Genomic DNA, 15,902 nt, shown 5'->3' on the forward strand with positions numbered 1-15,902 from the left:
CCCGAAGAGGCCGGCATTGCTGGCATCACTATTGACTGAAACACCGCTTTCGCGAGCAAGCCCGCTCCCACAGGGGATTTGTAGCGAGCCGATAGCCATCCGGAAACACCGGACGCTGGATTCACCAAACACCCCTCGTTTCCCACCGCGCCCTGATCGTGGCGGAGACGAACATCCTATAAATGATTCGAGGGGATTCAACCATGTTGCGTGCAGCAATCGCCGGTCTGGTACTGGCTTCATTCACCCTGTCGGCCTCGGCCGAAACCATCCGCATTGCCATCGGCACCCAGGACTCCACCATCAACTGCGCCGCTGGCGGCCTGTTGATTCGCGAGCTGGGCCTGCTCGACAAATACCTGCCTCACGACGGCGCCTACAAAGACGCCAAGTACGACGTGCAGTGGAAGAACTTCACCAGCGGCGCACCGCTGACCAACGAGATGGTCGCCGGCAAACTCGACTTCGGCGCCATGGCCGATTTCCCCGGGGCGTTCAACGGTGTGGCGTTTGAAACCGCCGGCAAGCACAGCCTGTTCATCAGCGTGTTGTCGGGCAGCATCAAGGGCAGCGGCAACGGCATCGTGGTGCCGAGCGCGTCGGGCGTGCAGTCGCTGAGCGAACTCAAGGGCAAGACCATTTCCGTGCCGTTCGCCTCCACCGCCCACGGCATGTTGCTGCGCGCGGTGGCGGAGCAGGGCTGGGATCCGTTGAAGGACGTGAACATCATCGCCCAGCCGCCGGAGGTCGCAGGTTCCGCGTTGCAGGCGGGCAAGATCGACGCCCACGCCGACTTCGTACCCTTCGCCGAACTGTTCCCGAGCCGTGGCTTCGCTCGCAAGATCTACGACGGCGCCCAGGCCAATGCGCCGACTTTCCACGGTGCGCTGGTCGATCAGGCCTACGCCAAGAAGTATCCGGAAATCGTCGTCGCCTACCTGCGGGCGAGCATCGAGGCCAATCAACTGCTGGCCGCCGAACCGGAGAAGTACAGCGAACTGATCGCCAAAGTCACCGGCGTCGATGCCGAGGTCAATTACCTGTTCCACGGCCCGCTGGGCGTGCAGACCCGTGACCTGAGCTGGAAACCGGAATACCGCCAGGCCGTGGGCACCGCCATCGACACGCTGAAGTTGTTGAAGAAGGCGGATCGCGGGCTCGACCTGAACACCTTTATTGACGATCAGTACATTCGTGCGGCGTTCAAGGCGTCGAATCTGGATTACACCGCGCAACTGGCCAACTACGCGCAGACGCCTTTGAAGTCTGTCGATGCGGTGACTGGAAAAGCCATCACCGATTTCAGCCATGTCGCGGAAATCTGGGTGCGGGGTGAGGACAAGGTTCGGCGGTATGCCTCGGCTGAAGAGGCGTTTACCGCACTGGCCGGCCTGAAATCGGAAGGCAAGAGCATCCGTGCGGTGTATGCGCAGGCGAGCGACAGCGGGATCAAGTTGCTGGCGGAGCAGGCTTGGTTTGCCAGTGATGCGAAGGGGCGGTTGAGTGCGTTTTTGTTGAAGGGGCAGGCGCAGGAGTTTGCCGTGGCGCAGGGCGGGAAGGTCTTTGACTTCACCGATGCCACGACCCAGGCCGTGGCTGCACGCTAACAGCAGATCAAAAGCTTTCCCTCACCCTAGCCCTCTCCCGGAGGGAGAGGGGACTGACCGAAGTGTTTGGGCTGGATACATCGACCTGACAAATCCAAGTCGAACTTACATGTTGAAAAGCTTGAAGATCGGCTCCCTTTCCCCCTCGCCCCCCTGGGGGAGAGGGCTGGGGTGAGGGGGTAGATCTCAGCCATCACACCGCTCAAGAATCGGAAACACAATTCATGAAAGCGCCCAAATTCCGCTGGATACCAAGAGCAACCTCTCTATTACTCTGCCTTCTCTTCTGGCAACTAGCCGCCAGCCACCACTGGAACCTCGGCCTCGTCACCTTCGCCAACGTCCCAACCCCGTTGGCCGTGATCGAAGCTGCCCTCGGCCTGGGCGACTCCGGCAAGCTCATCCAGCACCTGACCGCCAGCCTCGGCCGAGTCTTCGCCGGCTACCTCGCCGCGCTGGTGATCGGCATCGCCCTGGGCCTGGCCATCGGCCGTTCCAAGTGGGCCGAAGACCTGCTGCTGCCACCTCTGGAAGTCCTGCGCCCAATCCCCGCCGTCGCCTGGATTCCACTGGCCATCCTGATGTTCCCATCCTCCGAACTGTCGATGGTCTTCATCACCTTCACCGGCGCGCTGTTCCCGATCCTGCTCAACACCGTGCACGGCGTCGAAGGTGTCGACCCACGCCTGATCGCCTCGGCCAGAAGCCTTGGGGCCGGACGCCGGGCGATCCTGCTGGAAGTGATCCTGCCGGGCGCCGCGCCCAGCATCATCACCGGCCTCGCGATCGGCATGGGCACGTCGTGGTTCTGCCTGGTAACCGCCGAAATGATCTCCGGCCAATTCGGCATCGGTTATTACACCTGGGAGTCCTACACCATTCAGAACTACGCCGACATCGTGGTCGGCATGTTGCTGATCGGCGTGTTGGGCATGGGCAGCAGCCTGCTGATCAAACGCCTGGGCGGGCTGTTCACGCCCTGGCACCGACCACGAGGAAAAGCCTGATGAGCGTGATGCAAACCCCGGAAGGGCGGATCGACATCCGCCAGTTATCCATCGTCCTCGGCGAAGGCCAGCAAGCGTTCGAAGCGGTACAGGGGCTGGATTGCCAGATCGAGCCGGGCCAGTTCGTGTGCATTCTCGGCCCGTCCGGTTGCGGCAAATCGACCTTGCTCGGCGCGCTGGCCGGGCATCTGCAACCCCATGGCGGGCAGTTGAAAGTCGACGGCGCCGCAGTGTCCGGCCCGTCACCGCAGCGCGGCATGGTGTTCCAGCATCACACCTTGTTCCCGTGGCGCACGGTGCGCGACAACGTTGCCTTCGGCCTGAAGATGCGCGGCATCGGCAAAGCCGAGCGCCATCGCGCCGCCGATGAAATCCTCAAACTGGTCGGCCTCGAAGGTTTCGCCGAACGCTGGCCGGATCAACTTTCCGGCGGCATGCAGCAACGGGTTGAAATCGCCCGGGTGTTGGTCAATCGCCCCCGGCTGTTGCTGATGGACGAACCCTTCGGCGCACTGGACGCGCTGACCCGACTGAACATGCAGGAACTGCTGCTGGACATCTGGACGCGGATTCGCACCACCGTGGTGTTCGTCACCCATGACATCGACGAAGCGCTGTTTCTCGCTGACCGTTTGCTGGTGATGAGCGCACGACCGGGGCGGATCATCGAAGACCTGCGCCTGGATTTCCCCCGGCCACGCACCACCGAACTGGTGACCAGCCACGAGTTCTCGCGCCTCAAGCGCCACTGTCTCGACCTGCTGCGCCACGACAACGACCGACCGCTGCCGCGCCTCAACCCGCTCGGCCTGCCTCCTGAAAACGCCTTGCCGAGATTTGCCCTGTGACCTCATTTTTTGCTGTGACCGATAACGAAGAAATTCTGGCCCTGCAACCACGGCTGACCGCCGACGATGCCGGTGTGCGTCGGATTGCCCTGATCGACCTGGCGGACCTTGAAGAGCCGGACGGCTTGCTCTGGCTGGTCGAGCGACTGGCTGAAGACCCTGCCGAAGAAGTGCGTGCCGAAGCGGCGCGTCTATTGGAAGCCTGGGAAGACGCGCCGGTGGTTGAAGCGCTGTGTCAGGCGCTGACTGATCCGTCGCCAGCGGTGCAAGCCGCTGCGGCGCAGAGCCTGAGCCTGCTCAAGACCGAAGCGGCGGGGAGGGTGATTCTGCCGTGGACTGCTCATGTCGAAACCAGCGTGCGGATTGCCGCGTTCCGGGCCTTGCGCGAGTTGCGTTTCCCCGGCGCCGCGCCTGTCGCGATTCAGGCGTTGAACGATGCTGATGCGAGTGTGCGTCGCGAAGCGGTCGGCGTGCTCGGCTGGCTCAAACAGTTGGATGCCTTGCCGGCGCTGGCACGCTTGGCCAGCAATGACCCGGACACCGAAGTACGCCGCGCCGCCACCGGCGCCCTGGGCCTGGCGAGTGGCGCCGATGTGCTGCCAGCCTTGCGTCAGGCCTTGCAGGACGACGCCTGGCAAGTGCGCGAAGAAGCCGCGACCACTCTCGGAAAAGTCGGCCATACCGATGCAGGCCCGGCACTGATCGACGCCTTGGCCGACGACTACTGGCAGGTACGCCTGCGTGCCACTCGCAGCCTCGGCCGTTTGCGTTATGTGCCGGCACTCGAGGCCCTGATCGACACTCTCGGTCATCGCATCAGCAACCTGCGCAAGGAAGCGGCGCTGGCGCTGGGCGAGTTGAATGATCGCGGCGCCGTGGCGGCGTTGCAGGCCGCGCAAGATGACGGCGACCCGGAAGTGCGCAAAGCCGTGCGGATTGCCTTGAGTCAGCTGCAATGAGTCCGCTGTCGGTCGGCAATTCCCAAAGTGAGCACCGGTTGCGGCTGAGCTGGCCGGATGGCCGCGAGCAGTTGCTCGACCACGCCGAACTGCGCCGTCAGTGCCCGTGTTCGCAGTGCCGGGCGTTTCGCCTGCGGGGCTCTGTTCCGCTGGTGGATGATCGCGTTCGTGTGATCGAACTCAACCCCCAGGGTTATGGCTTGCAACTGGTGTTCAGCGATGGTCATCAGCGCGGGATCTACCCGTGGCAGTACCTGGCGCAGCTCAATACTTGAGAACACCGCGTCCCCTGTGGGAGCTGGTTGGCTCCCACAAGGGAAACAGTGCGGCTAGAGGGTCGGTGCGTAGACCTGACGACCACCGAACCAGGTCTGCAGCACCTTCGTGTCATGCAGCGCCTTGTCATCGACGCTGAACACATCACGATCAAGCACGATGAAATCGGCCTGTTTGCCGGGGCTCAGTGAGCCGATCTGTTGCTCCAGACCGATGGTCCGCGCCGCGTTGACGGTGTAGGCGTAGAACATGGTTTCGCGGTCCAGGCGTTCGTCGGCGTTGAGCACGCCCAGCGGTCCGACCCGAGTGATGGCCTGGGCCATGGCGTTGAACGGATTCGGCGAGGACACCGGCCAGTCGCTGGCGCCGGCAATCGTCGCGCCTTGCTTGAGCAGTGAATGCGCCGGGTATTGATAACGAAAGGCGAGGGCGCTGACGTAAGGCTTGATCATGTCGGTGGTGTAATCGTCGGCGCTGGCCCACAGCAGTTGCATCGAGGCAATCACGTTCAACGGCTTGAAGCGGGCGAACTCCTTCGGGTTGACCATTTGCAGGTGGGTGATCGAGTGAGTCACGCCGCTCTGCCGATCCTTGCGCGCCTGGGCGATGCCGTTCAGTGATTCGCGCACCGCGCGGTCGCCGATGGCGTGGATGTGCACCAGCCAGCCGCGCTGATCGATGGCGCTGACCAGTTCGCCGAAGTGCTGCGGATTGATCAGCAGTTCGCCCTGTTTGCGAGAGTTGCTGTACGGATCAATCATCGCCGCGCTCTGGGCCGGGTATTCGATCACGCCGTCGGCGAAGATCTTGATACCCGGCAAAGTCAGGTTGGGGATGCCCTGGAACTGTTGGCGCACCTTGTCGAGGGTGTCGAGATCGGCTGGGACGCTTTTCGGGTTGGCCACCAGCAGCGCAGCAACGTGGGCGGTCATGCCGCCGCTTTCCGACAGGGCTTTGTAGGCCGGCAGCACGCCGACGGTTTTCTCGGTGGGTTTGAGCGCGAACACCGGCTCGCCCGGGGCGGCGTTGGCGGCGGGGTCCATCCACGCGGTGATGCCGAGGCTGTTGTTGAAACGCACCGCCGATTGCGCAGCCTTGAGCATGTCGGCAGGGCTCGGCACTGGCATTTTCGAGGCGACCCGATCCCAGCCGGCGTCGACCACAAAGCCGTTCGGCTCACCGCTGGCCAGTTTGCCGATGGTGTCTTTTTCCGCGTCCGGCAGGGTTTTCAGCAGCGCGGCGTCGATGCCCGCACGCTTGAGCATCACATTGTTGGCCCAAGCAGTGTGGTGATCGCTGCCGGTGAACACCACCGGTACGTTGGCCCATTCGCCATGGTTGAAGATTTTGCCCAAGGCCTCGGCTTTGGCCCAGTACGCCGAACTCATGCCGGCCACGCTCAGTACGTCGCCATGCCGGGCCTTGCCGTCGTCGCGCCAGTCGCGCAGGCGTTTTTCCAGTTCATCAAGACTGACCACGTCGTCTTCCATGTTCGCCGAGACCATTTCCAGCCCGCCGAAAATCGCGTGGGAATGGCTGTCGATCAGGCCGGGCATCAGCGTCTGGCCTTTGAGATCGATGACTTGGGTGCCGGGCTCGATCAAGGCTTTGATCTGCGCATCCGTGCCGACTTTCAGCACCTTGCCGTTCTCCACGGCCAGCGCCTGAACCTTCGGTTGAGCGCGGTCGGCGGTGAAAATCTTGCCGTTGATCAGCACCAGATCGGTGGCGGCCATGGCTTCCATCGAGGCAAAACTCACAGCGGCGATCAAGATATTTTTGGTGAACAGCGGGATGAATCTTTTCATTGAACATTTCCTTGTTATTGCGTCTGATGGCCAGATTAGTGGCTGCCAAGGCCCGACAGAACGCCTCCCTCACGAAAAACGTTTTTGCCTGAATGGAAAAAGCATGGACAAGCTGGGTGCACTGAAAATGTTCGTTGTCACCGCGCAGCTCGGCAGTTTCAGCCGCGCCGCCGAGCAACTGGGCAAGACCCCGTCGGCCCTGACCAAAGCGGTCAATCATCTGGAGTCCGAACTCGGCGCGCGGCTGTTCGAGCGCAGCACGCGGCGGATCCTGCTGACCGAAATCGGCCGGCTCTATCTGGAAACCGCACGCCAGGTTTTGCAGCGGCTGGACGAGGCCAGCGAGGAAATCGAGCAGTTGCAGCATGGCCTGCGCGGCAGCCTGAAAATCACCGCGCCGCTGGCTTATGGGCGGGCGTTTCTCGATCAGGTGTGTGACGGCTTTTTGCAGCAATACCCGCAGATCAGCCTGCAAGTGGATTTGTGCGACGAGTTCGTCAATCTGCTGGAAAGCGGCTACGACCTGGCGTTGCGCGAGGGGCATGACGATTTGCCGGGGCTGATTGCCCGGGTGGTCGGCAGCAATCGTCTGGCGCTGTGCGGCAGCCCTGAATACCTGGCACGCAAGGGCTTGCCGGTCACGCCGCAAACCCTCGATCAGCATGAGTGGCTGTTGTATCGGCATCCGTTGCTCAGCCGCGAATTCTGGTGGGCCGAACGCGACGGCCAGCGCCTGAGCCTGGCGCAACCGACGGCGCCGCTGTTGCGCAGCGATAATTACGACCTGCTGCTGGCCAGCGCTTTGGCCGGGCGCGGCTTGTTGCACACGCCGCTGTGGAGCGCCGCGCCGTACATCGCCGAAGGACGACTGGTGCGGGTCATGTCTGACTACGAGATCGATCCGGACAGTTTTGGCCCGCACATTCTGGCGGTGTACCCGAGCCATCGGCGGGCGACGGCCAAGGTTGTGGCGTTTATCGACTACATCGCAGGGTTTCTGGCGGAGCGTGGTTTGAGCTGACTGGCGGTGCTTGTCAGGAAATTCCCACAAGAGTACAAATGTACTCCATGACGACTCTGACTCCCCGCCGTACCGCCATCCTGACCTTTATCCGCGAACGCATCGCCGAACACGGTCAGCCCCCAAGCCTCGCTGAAATCAGCGAGGCTTTTGGTTTTGCCTCCCGCAGCGTGGCGCGCAAGCATGTGCTGGCGCTCACCGAAGCCGGGTTCATCGAGGTCAATCCGCATCAGGCCCGGGGCATTCGTTTGCTCGGGCAGCCGGCGCGACCGGAACTGCTCGACGTGCCGGTACTCGGCCGGGTGGCCGCCGGTGCGCCTATCGGCGCCGATGCCGACATCCACAATCGGCTGATGCTCGATCCCGCGCTGTTCTCCCGCACGCCCGACTACATGTTGCGGGTGCAAGGCGATTCGATGATCGAGGACGGCATTCTCGACGGAGATCTGGTCGGCGTGCGGCGCAACCCTGAAGCGCTCAACGGCCAGATCGTGGTGGCGCGGCTCGACGGTGAGGTCACCATCAAACGCTTCGAGCGGATCGGCGATGAGGTTCGCCTGTTGCCGCGCAACCCGGCGTATCAGCCGATTGTGGTGCGGGCCGATCAGGACCTGGCCATCGAAGGGGTGTTCTGCGGTCTGGTGAGGCAAGGCTGATGGGTGCCGTCGTTGCGCTGGATACGCTGTTCAATGGCGGCCAGGTCTGGAAGGGCCGGCCTGCGCCACCGGCCGCCAGCCCGCAACCCACCGGGCACGCGGCGCTGGACGCAGCCTTGCCCAGTGGCGGCTGGCCGGAAGCGGCGCTGAGCGAAATCCTCCTGGCCGGCCCCGGTGTCGGCGAACTGCAACTGGTGTGGCCGACCCTGGCGCGGCTGTCGGCGGCGGGCGAGCGCATTGTGCTGGTGGCGCCGCCGTTCGTGCCGTACCCGCAGGCGTGGGCCAATGCCGGGGTCGATCTGCGCCAGTTGTCGGTGATCCAGGCCAGTGAGCGCGATGCGTTGTGGGCGGCGGAACAATGCCTGCGTTCGGGCAGTTGCGGCGCGGTGCTGTGCTGGCCGCACAAGGCCGATGACCGTGCCTTGCGCCGTTTGCAGGTGGCGGCGGAAACCGGCCAGACCCTGGCGTTCGCGTGGCGGCCATTGAGCGAAGCGGTCAACCCGTCGCCGGCTGCATTGCGCATTGCCATCGATGCCCGCCCGGCGCAGTTGCGCGTGCTCAAGTGCCGGGGCGGACTGGCGCGCAGCGCACCGATTGCCTTCGCCGTGGGGCATTGAGGTCGCCATGCGCTGGGTTTGCATTCTGTTCCCGCAATTGGCCCTCGACGCCGTGCTGCGTCAGCGCCCCGATCCCGAGCAACCCTTGGCGCTGCTCAGTGGCCCGGCCCAGCGCCGGGTGCTGCAAGCGGTCAACCCGGCGGCGCGGGCACTGGGCTTGCGGCCGGGGCAGTCGATGACCGCCGCGCAAGCCATGAGCAAAGGGTTTGTCACCGTCGATTACGACGCCGCCGAGGTTGAGCACTGGCAGCAGTTTCTCGCCGCCTGGGCCTATCGCTTCAGTGCGCAGGTCAGCGTGCATTACCCACGTACCGTGGTGTTCGAGATCGAATCGAGCCTTGGGCTGTTCGGTTCCTGGGCGCAGTTCGAGGCACGATTGCGCACCGAGCTGACGGAGCTGGGCTTTCGTCACCGCATCGTTGCCGCGCCCAACCCGGTGGCGGCGCGGGTGTTGGCCAACGCTTATGACGGCTTGGTGGTGCCCGACGGTGAAGCCCTGCGCCATCACCTCGGGCAACTGCCGGTTGACCGTGTGGGGCTTGATCCGGGTGTGGCCACGGCGCTGTCACGCATGGGGCTGCGCAACCTTCATCAGGTGCAGAGCCTGCCGCGTCAGGCTCTGGCCCGGCGTTTTGAGGCGCCGATGCTCAAGCACCTGGATACGCTGTTCGGCGCACGACCGCTGGCGCTGGCGTTCTACCTGCCGCCGGATCGTTTCGATGTGCGCATTGAACTCAATTTCGACGTGCAGTCTCATCAGGCTCTGCTGTTTCCATTACGCCGCCTGACGTCCGATCTGGCGGCGTTCTTGTGCGGGCGCGACAGCGGCGTGCAGCGCTTCGACTTGCATCTGGAACATGCGGGGCTGCCGGACACGCTGATCAAGGTCGGCCTGCTCAGCGCCGAGCGTGATCCGGCGATGCTCTTCGAGCTGGCCCGTGGCCGATTGGAGCAGGTACAGGTCGAAGCCCCGGTTCGCGGTTTTCGTCTGCGCGCCGAGGACCTGCCGAGCTTCGTGCCGCAGTTTCAGGAACTGTTCGACGACCGTCCACAGCAGACCTTGTCCTGGGAGCAACTGCGCGAACGCTTGCGTGCAAGGCTGGGCGATGACGCGGTGCAGGGCCTGCGCTTCCAGGCCGATCATCGCCCGGAGTGCGCGTGGCAGAACGCCGATGACAAGCAGCCTTGTGCTGCGTTACCCGGCGTGCAGCGTCCGGGCTGGTTGCTGGGTGAGCCGCAGTCCGTACCCGAAGGCTCTGCGCGCATCCTCATGGGGCCAGAGCGCATCGAGTCCGGCTGGTGGGACGGTGACGACGTGCGCCGCGACTATTACCTCATCCAGAACCGCGCCGGCCAGCAAGGCTGGGCGTACCGGGCAGTGGGTGAGGGCGGCCCGTTGTGGCTGCAGGGCTGGTTCGCGTGAACTTGGGTTATGCGGAGTTGCACTGCCTGTCGAACTTCAGTTTCCAGCGCGGTGCGTCCAGTGCGCTGGAGCTGTTCCAGCGGGCGAAGAAACACGGCTATCAGGCGTTGGCGATCACCGATGAGTGCACCCTGGCCGGAATTGTCCGTGCCTGGCAGGCGGCCAAGTCCGTGGAGCTGCCGCTGATCATCGGCAGCGAAATCCGCATCGAGAACGGGCCGAAACTGGTGTTGTTGGTAGAAAACATCGAGGGATATCAGGCGCTGTGCGGTTTGGTCACCCGGGCCCGGCGGCGTACGCAGAAAGGCCAGTATCAAATTCTGCACGAGGATTTCGGCGAACCGCTGCCGGGATTGCTGGTGCTGTGGGTGCCGGATTCGGTCGATGACGTGGAAGAGGGCGGGTGGCTCAAGCGAACCTTCGGCGAGCGTCTGTGGCTGGCGGTGCAATTGCATCGCGGGCAGAACGATCAGCAGCGGTTGGCCGCACTGCTGAATCTGGCGAATGAACTGCAGATTCCAGCCGTGGCCAGCGGCGATGTGCACATGCACGCCCGTGGCCGGCGAGCCTTACAAGACACCATGACTGCGATCCGTCATCACGTCCCGGTGGCCGAGGCCGGGTTGCGCCTGCACCCCAACGGCGAGCGGCATCTGCGCAGCCTCGATGTGTTGCGCGAGCTGTATCCACAGACCTTGCTGAACGAATCGGTGAATCTGGCTCGCCGCTGCACGTTCGACCTCGGCCAGTTGCGCTATCAATACCCCAAAGAGCTGGTGCCCGAGGAACACGACGCCAGTTCCTGGCTGCGTCATTTGACCGAACAAGGCATCGCCTGGCGCTGGCCGAAAGGCGCGCAACCCAAGGTGCTCAAACAGATCGACGATGAGCTGGAGCTGATCGCCGAACTCGGTTACGAAAGCTACTTCCTCACCGTGCACGACGTGGTGCGTTACGCCCGGGCGCAGAAAATCCTTTGTCAGGGCCGGGGTTCGGCGGCCAACTCGGCGGTGTGTTTTGCCTTGGGCATCACCGAGATCGACCCGGATCGCACCACGCTGCTGTTCGAACGTTTCATGTCGAGGGAGCGCAACGAGCCGCCGGATATCGACGTGGATTTCGAGCACGAGCGCCGCGAAGAAGTCCTGCAATACGTGTTCCGTCGTTATGGTCGCCGTCGTGCGGCGCTGACGGCGGTGGTCAGCACCTATCACGCTGCCGGCGCGGTCCGCGACGTGGCCAAGGCACTGGGTTTGCCGCCGGACCAGATCAACGCGCTGGCCGACTGCTGCGGTCACTGGAGCGATGAGACGCCGCCCGTGGAGCGCCTGCGCGAAAGTGGCTTCGACCCGGACAGCCCGATCCTGCACCGGGTGCTGAGCCTGACCGGGCAACTGATCGGCTTCCCCCGGCACCTGTCGCAACATCCCGGTGGTTTCGTGATTTCCGAGCAGCCGCTGGACACGCTGGTGCCGGTGGAGAACGCCGCCATGGCCGACCGCACCATCATCCAGTGGGACAAGGACGACCTCGACGCGGTCGGCCTGCTCAAGGTGGATATCCTCGCCCTCGGCATGCTCAGTGCGATTCGCCGCTGTTTCGACCTGCTGCGCCGCCATCGCCATCAGGACCTGAGCCTGGCCACTATTCCTCCCGACGACCGCCCGACCTACGACATGATCAGTCGCGCCGACACCATCGGCGTGTTCCAGATCGAGTCCCGGGCGCAGATGTCGATGCTGCCGCGCTTACGCCCGCAAAACTTCTACGATCTGGTGATCGAGGTGGCCATCGTCCGGCCGGGGCCGATCCAGGGCGGGATGGTGCATCCGTACCTGCGTCGCCGGAACAAGGAAGAAAAGGAAACCTATCCGTCACCGGAGCTGGAAGTGGTGCTCAAGCGCACCCTCGGCGTGCCGCTGTTTCAGGAACAGGTGATGCAGATCGCCATCGTTGCCGCCGACTACAGCCCCGGCGAGGCCGATCAGTTGCGCCGTTCCATGGCCGCATGGAAACGCCACGGCGGGCTGGAACCGCACAAGGAGCGGCTGGCCGCCGGCATGAAGAAAAACGGCTACAGCCCGGAATTCGCTGCGCAGATCTTCGAGCAGATCAAGGGCTTTGGCAGTTACGGTTTTCCCGAGTCCCACGCCGCCAGTTTTGCCTTGTTGACCTACGCCAGTTGCTGGCTCAAGTGCCACGAACCGGCGGCATTCGCCTGTGCGCTGATCAACAGTTGGCCGATGGGGTTCTACAGCCCGGATCAGATTCTCCAGGATGCACGCCGCCATCATTTGCAGATCCGCCCGGTGGACGTGCGCGCCAGTGACTGGGATTGCAGTCTGGAGCCGATTGCCGGCGCGCAACCGGCCATCCGCATGGGCCTGCGGATGATCAAGGGTTTTCGCGAGGAAGACGCGCGGAGCATTGAAAAGGCTCGGGCGAGGGGCGCGTTTGCCGATGTCGCCGATCTGGGCGAACGGGCCGGGCTCGACAGTCGGGCCCAGGCGCTGCTGGCGGACGCCGGAGCGTTGCGTGGCTTGGCCGGTCACCGCCATCGGGCGCGCTGGGAGGTGGCGGGGGTGCAGAAACAGCTCGGGCTGTTTGCCGGGTTGCCGAGTCAGGAAGAGCCGGATGTGCTGCTGCCGACGCCGAGTGTCAGCGAAGATCTGTTCACCGACTATGCCACTCTCGGCACCACGCTGGGGCCGCACCCGCTGACGTTGTTGCGCGACGAGTTGCGGGCGCGGCGCTGTCGCAGTTCCCGGGAGTTGCTGGAGGTCGAGCATGGGCGACCGGTCAGCGTGGCAGGGCTGGTGACCGGACGCCAGCGACCGGCCACCGCCAGCGGCGTGACCTTCGTGACGCTGGAGGATGAGTTCGGCAACGTCAACGTGGTGGTCTGGCGCGATCTGGCCGAGCGCCAGCGTCAGGTGCTGGTGGGCTCGCAATTGCTCAAGGTCGATGGCCGTTGGGAGCGTGAAGGTGAAGTCCGGCATTTGATCGCCGGGCGGCTGAGCGACCTTAGCCCGCTGCTCAACGGAATTCGGGTGCAAAGCCGCGATTTCCACTGACACCCTCGCTCCCACAGGATTTTGTGTCTGATATTTAGCCAATTCACTGGCGTCAAAAAAACCTGTCCTCACTGATGGCACTTTGGCATAATGCCGCCCCTTTCCCGATCCCCCACGATTTTGCGGTGCCGGGACACATCATTTTTCAGAAGGAATGCACAGTGAGAATGACCTCCCGGATGTTGGTCTCGGGCGTTGCGATTGCCGTCCTCGGCACCCTGGCCGGCTCGCTTTCCGGTTGCGCCACCGAAAGCTCCCGCGCACTGCCGGTGGCCAAGGTGGAAAGCGCCTCCCAGGCCTGGTCCGGTGTCCGTATCCCGATGGCCGTGGGCAAGTTCGACAACCGCTCGAGCTACATGCGCGGGATCTTCTCCGATGGCGTCGACCGTCTCGGTGGTCAGGCCAAGACCATCCTGATCACTCACTTGCAGCAGACCAACCGTTTCTCCGTGCTCGACCGCGACAACATGGGCGAGATCCAGCAGGAAGCGGCGATCAAGGGCCAGGCCCAGCGTCTGAAAGGCGCCGATTACGTAGTCACCGGTGACGTCACCGAGTTCGGCCGCAAAGAGACCGGCGATCATCAGCTGTTCGGCATTCTCGGCCGTGGCAAGACCCAGGTCGCCTACGCCAAGGTCAACCTGAACATCGTCAATATCAGCACCTCCGAAGTGGTGTATTCGACCCAGGGCGCCGGCGAATACGCCTTGTCCAACCGTGAAATCATCGGCTTTGGCGGCACCGCTGCCTACGACTCCACCCTCAACGGCAAAGTCCTCGATCTGGCCATGCGCGAGGCGATCAATCGCCTGGTCGATGGCATGAACGCCGGTGCCTGGAAACCGGGCAACTGATAGACGCCCATCGCAAGGAGCAATACACCATGAATCTGTCCCTGTCTCGGTCGCTGATGGCCCTGACCGCCAGCGCCTTGCTGGCCGGTTGCAGCAGCCCGCAAACCCTGTACCAGTGGGAAGGCTACCAGCCACAAGTCTACGAATACTTCAAAAGCGAAACGCCGAAAGAAGCCCAGGCCGAAGCGCTGGAAGCCGATCTGCAGAAGATCCGCGCCAGTGGCAAGCCGGTACCGCCGGGTTACCACGCTCATCTCGGTCTGCTGTACCTGAGCATGGGCAAGGACGATCAGATGGTGCAGCAACTGCGCACCGAAAAGACCCTGTTTCCCGAGTCCGGCACCTACATGGATTTCTTGCTTAAGAACGCCAAGACCGGAGACGCCAAATGATCTCGCGCGCCCTGAAACTGCTGGCTGCGGGCCTGGCGCTGACCGTTCTCGGCGGCTGCGTCGCGCCTAAAACCGTGGACTATTCGGCGTACAAGCAAGCACGCCCGAAGTCCATTCTGGTGCTGCCGCCGCTGAACACCTCGCCGGACGTCAAGGCGTCCTACAGCCTGCTGTCGCAAGTGACGTTCCCGTTGGCCGAGGCCGGTTATTACGTATTGCCGATCACGCTGGTCGACGAGACGTTCCGCCAGAACGGCCTGACCACGCCGGATGACATCCATCAGGCGCCGGCCAACAAACTGCACGAAATCTTCGGCGCCGACGCAGCGCTGTACATCACTGTCAGCGAGTACGGCACACGCTACATGGTGATCAGCAGCGAAACCGCCGTGACCGCCAGCGCGAAACTGGTCGACCTGAAAACCGGCACCACCCTGTGGACCGGTTCGGCCCGGGCGTCGAGCGAAGAGGGTGGCAATAACAGTGGCGGCGGCCTGATCGGCGCGCTGATCACCGCTGCGGTGAAACAGATCGTCAACAGCTCCACCGATGCCGGCTATCCGATTGCCGGTGTGGCCAGCAATCGTCTGCTGTCGGCCGGTCATCCGGCAGGCCTGCTGTACGGGCCACGGTCGCCGAAGTACGGCACTGACTGATCGACCTGTAATGGCGACCCACCTCGGTGGGCCGCCGTTTTATTTGGTGGGCCAGAACCGCTCGCCACCCCCCGGCGCCTCCGTCCATGCTTGCAACGAGCGGGTCGGCAAATCGAAGTAATCCCGGGTCCGTGCATAACCATGCCCGCCCATGCGCCCGATCGCATCCAGTCCCAATTGATCGATGTACAGGGTTGTCGGATCGATCAACTCGTCGCGCACATGCGCCATCAGCACCTCGCCAAAAATGATCTCCCGCGACTGACCGATGTTCAGCGCCATCATCCGTCGACATTCCAGCGCCACCGGTGCTTCGCCGATTCGCGGGCATTTGACCGAAGTACCGGGAATCGCCGTCAGGCCGGCAGCCGTCAACTCATCGAAGCCCGGTGCAAACGGCACGGCGCAAACGTTCATGGCCTCCACCAGCGCATCGTTGACGATGTTGACGGTGAATTCCTGATTCATCTGGATATTGCGCGTGGTGTCCTTGGGACTCTGGTCGCCGTAGTTCTCCACGCCAAGCGCCAGAATGGGCGGGTCTGCCGACAGTGCATTGAAGAAACTGAACGGCGCGGCGTTGACCCGACCTTCGCCGTCGATGGTGGTGACCAGTGCAATCGGGCGTGGCACCACGCTGCCGATCAGAATCTTGTATTTTTCCCGTGGGCTCAGTTGGCTGAAATCGAAGCTGTGCATGGCAG

General features: G+C 63.4%; 15 protein-coding genes. 13 read left to right on the plus strand and 2 right to left on the minus strand.

Annotated elements, in window-relative coordinates; all coding sequences use genetic code 11:
- Positions 1 to 203 precede the first annotated feature (203 nt).
- The 5 genes from ACW9HX_RS08985 (at position 204) to ACW9HX_RS09005 (ending at position 4,696) form a co-directional block, all read left to right on the plus strand.
- Entirely contained in the window at positions 204 to 1,607 is a 1,404-nt protein-coding gene (locus ACW9HX_RS08985) for an ABC transporter substrate-binding protein (RefSeq protein WP_457380304.1), read from the plus strand.
- Between the two features lie 224 nt (positions 1,608 to 1,831).
- Positions 1,832 to 2,614: an ABC transporter permease gene (locus ACW9HX_RS08990; RefSeq protein ID WP_457380305.1), complete on the plus strand. Its 783-nt coding sequence runs from the start codon at positions 1,832 to 1,834 to the stop codon at positions 2,612 to 2,614.
- Positions 2,614 to 3,462: an ABC transporter ATP-binding protein gene (locus ACW9HX_RS08995; protein WP_457380306.1), complete on the plus strand. Its 849-nt coding sequence runs from the start codon at positions 2,614 to 2,616 to the stop codon at positions 3,460 to 3,462. The genes ACW9HX_RS08990 and ACW9HX_RS08995 overlap by 1 nt, the downstream gene beginning before the upstream one ends.
- Positions 3,459 to 4,421 carry a HEAT repeat domain-containing protein gene (locus ACW9HX_RS09000; protein WP_457380307.1) on the plus strand — a complete coding sequence of 321 codons (963 nt, stop codon included), beginning with the start codon at positions 3,459 to 3,461 and terminating at the stop codon, positions 4,419 to 4,421. Before ACW9HX_RS08995 ends, ACW9HX_RS09000 begins: the two co-directional genes overlap by 4 nt.
- Complete coding sequence (locus ACW9HX_RS09005) at positions 4,418 to 4,696, plus strand: DUF971 domain-containing protein (protein WP_457380308.1); 279 nt, start codon at positions 4,418 to 4,420, stop codon at positions 4,694 to 4,696. The genes ACW9HX_RS09000 and ACW9HX_RS09005 overlap by 4 nt, the downstream gene beginning before the upstream one ends.
- A 54-nt stretch (positions 4,697 to 4,750) precedes the next feature.
- Here ACW9HX_RS09005 and ACW9HX_RS09010 read toward each other — a convergent pair whose 3' ends face one another.
- Positions 4,751 to 6,505: an amidohydrolase gene (locus ACW9HX_RS09010; RefSeq protein WP_457380309.1), complete on the minus strand. Its 1,755-nt coding sequence runs from the start codon at positions 6,503 to 6,505 to the stop codon at positions 4,751 to 4,753.
- Positions 6,506 to 6,608: 103 nt separating this feature from the next.
- On the opposite strand from ACW9HX_RS09010, the gene ACW9HX_RS09015 reads away from it, so the two are divergent.
- From ACW9HX_RS09015 to ACW9HX_RS09050, 8 genes are all read left to right on the plus strand, one after another.
- On the plus strand, positions 6,609 to 7,526 hold the full coding sequence (locus ACW9HX_RS09015) for a LysR substrate-binding domain-containing protein (RefSeq protein WP_457380310.1): 918 nt from the start codon (positions 6,609 to 6,611) through the stop codon (positions 7,524 to 7,526).
- A 38-nt stretch (positions 7,527 to 7,564) separates the two neighbouring features.
- A complete protein-coding gene (lexA, locus tag ACW9HX_RS09020) occupies positions 7,565 to 8,182 on the plus strand; it encodes a transcriptional repressor LexA (RefSeq protein ID WP_457380311.1) in 618 nt (205 codons plus the stop codon).
- Positions 8,182 to 8,799, plus strand: coding sequence for a translesion DNA synthesis-associated protein ImuA (imuA, locus tag ACW9HX_RS09025; protein WP_007959433.1), 618 nt, complete (start codon positions 8,182 to 8,184; stop codon positions 8,797 to 8,799). Before lexA ends, imuA begins: the two co-directional genes overlap by 1 nt.
- A gap of 7 nt (positions 8,800 to 8,806) precedes the next feature.
- A complete protein-coding gene (locus tag ACW9HX_RS09030) occupies positions 8,807 to 10,222 on the plus strand; it encodes a Y-family DNA polymerase (RefSeq protein WP_457380312.1) in 1,416 nt (471 codons plus the stop codon).
- A complete protein-coding gene (locus ACW9HX_RS09035) occupies positions 10,198 to 13,296 on the plus strand; it encodes an error-prone DNA polymerase (RefSeq protein ID WP_457380313.1) in 3,099 nt (1,032 codons plus the stop codon). Before ACW9HX_RS09030 ends, ACW9HX_RS09035 begins: the two co-directional genes overlap by 25 nt.
- A gap of 167 nt (positions 13,297 to 13,463) precedes the next feature.
- The gene (locus ACW9HX_RS09040; RefSeq protein ID WP_457380345.1) at positions 13,464 to 14,150 is read left to right on the plus strand and encodes a CsgG/HfaB family protein; all 687 of its coding nucleotides are present in this window, start codon (positions 13,464 to 13,466) and stop codon (positions 14,148 to 14,150) included.
- Positions 14,151 to 14,179: 29 nt separating this feature from the next.
- Complete coding sequence (locus ACW9HX_RS09045; protein ID WP_085710128.1) at positions 14,180 to 14,542, plus strand: DUF4810 domain-containing protein; 363 nt, start codon at positions 14,180 to 14,182, stop codon at positions 14,540 to 14,542.
- Positions 14,539 to 15,198, plus strand: coding sequence for a DUF799 domain-containing protein (locus ACW9HX_RS09050; RefSeq protein ID WP_457380314.1), 660 nt, complete (start codon positions 14,539 to 14,541; stop codon positions 15,196 to 15,198). Before ACW9HX_RS09045 ends, ACW9HX_RS09050 begins: the two co-directional genes overlap by 4 nt.
- A 39-nt stretch (positions 15,199 to 15,237) precedes the next feature.
- Here ACW9HX_RS09050 and ACW9HX_RS09055 read toward each other — a convergent pair whose 3' ends face one another.
- Entirely contained in the window at positions 15,238 to 15,897 is a 660-nt protein-coding gene (locus ACW9HX_RS09055) for a flavin reductase family protein (protein ID WP_457380315.1), read from the minus strand.
- Positions 15,898 to 15,902: the final 5 nt, after the last annotated feature.

This window comes from Pseudomonas sp. SDO52101_S400 (assembly GCF_054071635.1).

Bases quoted from the DNA above. Each gene is read 5' to 3' on its own strand.
- ACW9HX_RS08985 (WP_457380304.1), top strand. From the start codon at position 204: ATGTTGCGTGCAGCAATCGCCGGTCTGGTACTGGCTTCATTCACCCTG.
- ACW9HX_RS08990 (WP_457380305.1), top strand. From the start codon at position 1,832: ATGAAAGCGCCCAAATTCCGCTGGATACCAAGAGCAACCTCTCTATTA.
- ACW9HX_RS08995 (WP_457380306.1), top strand. From the start codon at position 2,614: ATGAGCGTGATGCAAACCCCGGAAGGGCGGATCGACATCCGCCAGTTA.
- ACW9HX_RS09005 (WP_457380308.1), top strand. From the start codon at position 4,418: ATGAGTCCGCTGTCGGTCGGCAATTCCCAAAGTGAGCACCGGTTGCGG.
- ACW9HX_RS09010 (WP_457380309.1), bottom strand. From the start codon at position 6,505: ATGAAAAGATTCATCCCGCTGTTCACCAAAAATATCTTGATCGCCGCT.
- ACW9HX_RS09015 (WP_457380310.1), top strand. From the start codon at position 6,609: ATGGACAAGCTGGGTGCACTGAAAATGTTCGTTGTCACCGCGCAGCTC.
- lexA (WP_457380311.1), top strand. From the start codon at position 7,565: ATGTACTCCATGACGACTCTGACTCCCCGCCGTACCGCCATCCTGACC.
- imuA (WP_007959433.1), top strand. From the start codon at position 8,182: ATGGGTGCCGTCGTTGCGCTGGATACGCTGTTCAATGGCGGCCAGGTC.
- ACW9HX_RS09030 (WP_457380312.1), top strand. From the start codon at position 8,807: ATGCGCTGGGTTTGCATTCTGTTCCCGCAATTGGCCCTCGACGCCGTG.
- ACW9HX_RS09040 (WP_457380345.1), top strand. From the start codon at position 13,464: ATGACCTCCCGGATGTTGGTCTCGGGCGTTGCGATTGCCGTCCTCGGC.
- ACW9HX_RS09045 (WP_085710128.1), top strand. From the start codon at position 14,180: ATGAATCTGTCCCTGTCTCGGTCGCTGATGGCCCTGACCGCCAGCGCC.
- ACW9HX_RS09050 (WP_457380314.1), top strand. From the start codon at position 14,539: ATGATCTCGCGCGCCCTGAAACTGCTGGCTGCGGGCCTGGCGCTGACC.
- ACW9HX_RS09055 (WP_457380315.1), bottom strand. From the start codon at position 15,897: ATGCACAGCTTCGATTTCAGCCAACTGAGCCCACGGGAAAAATACAAG.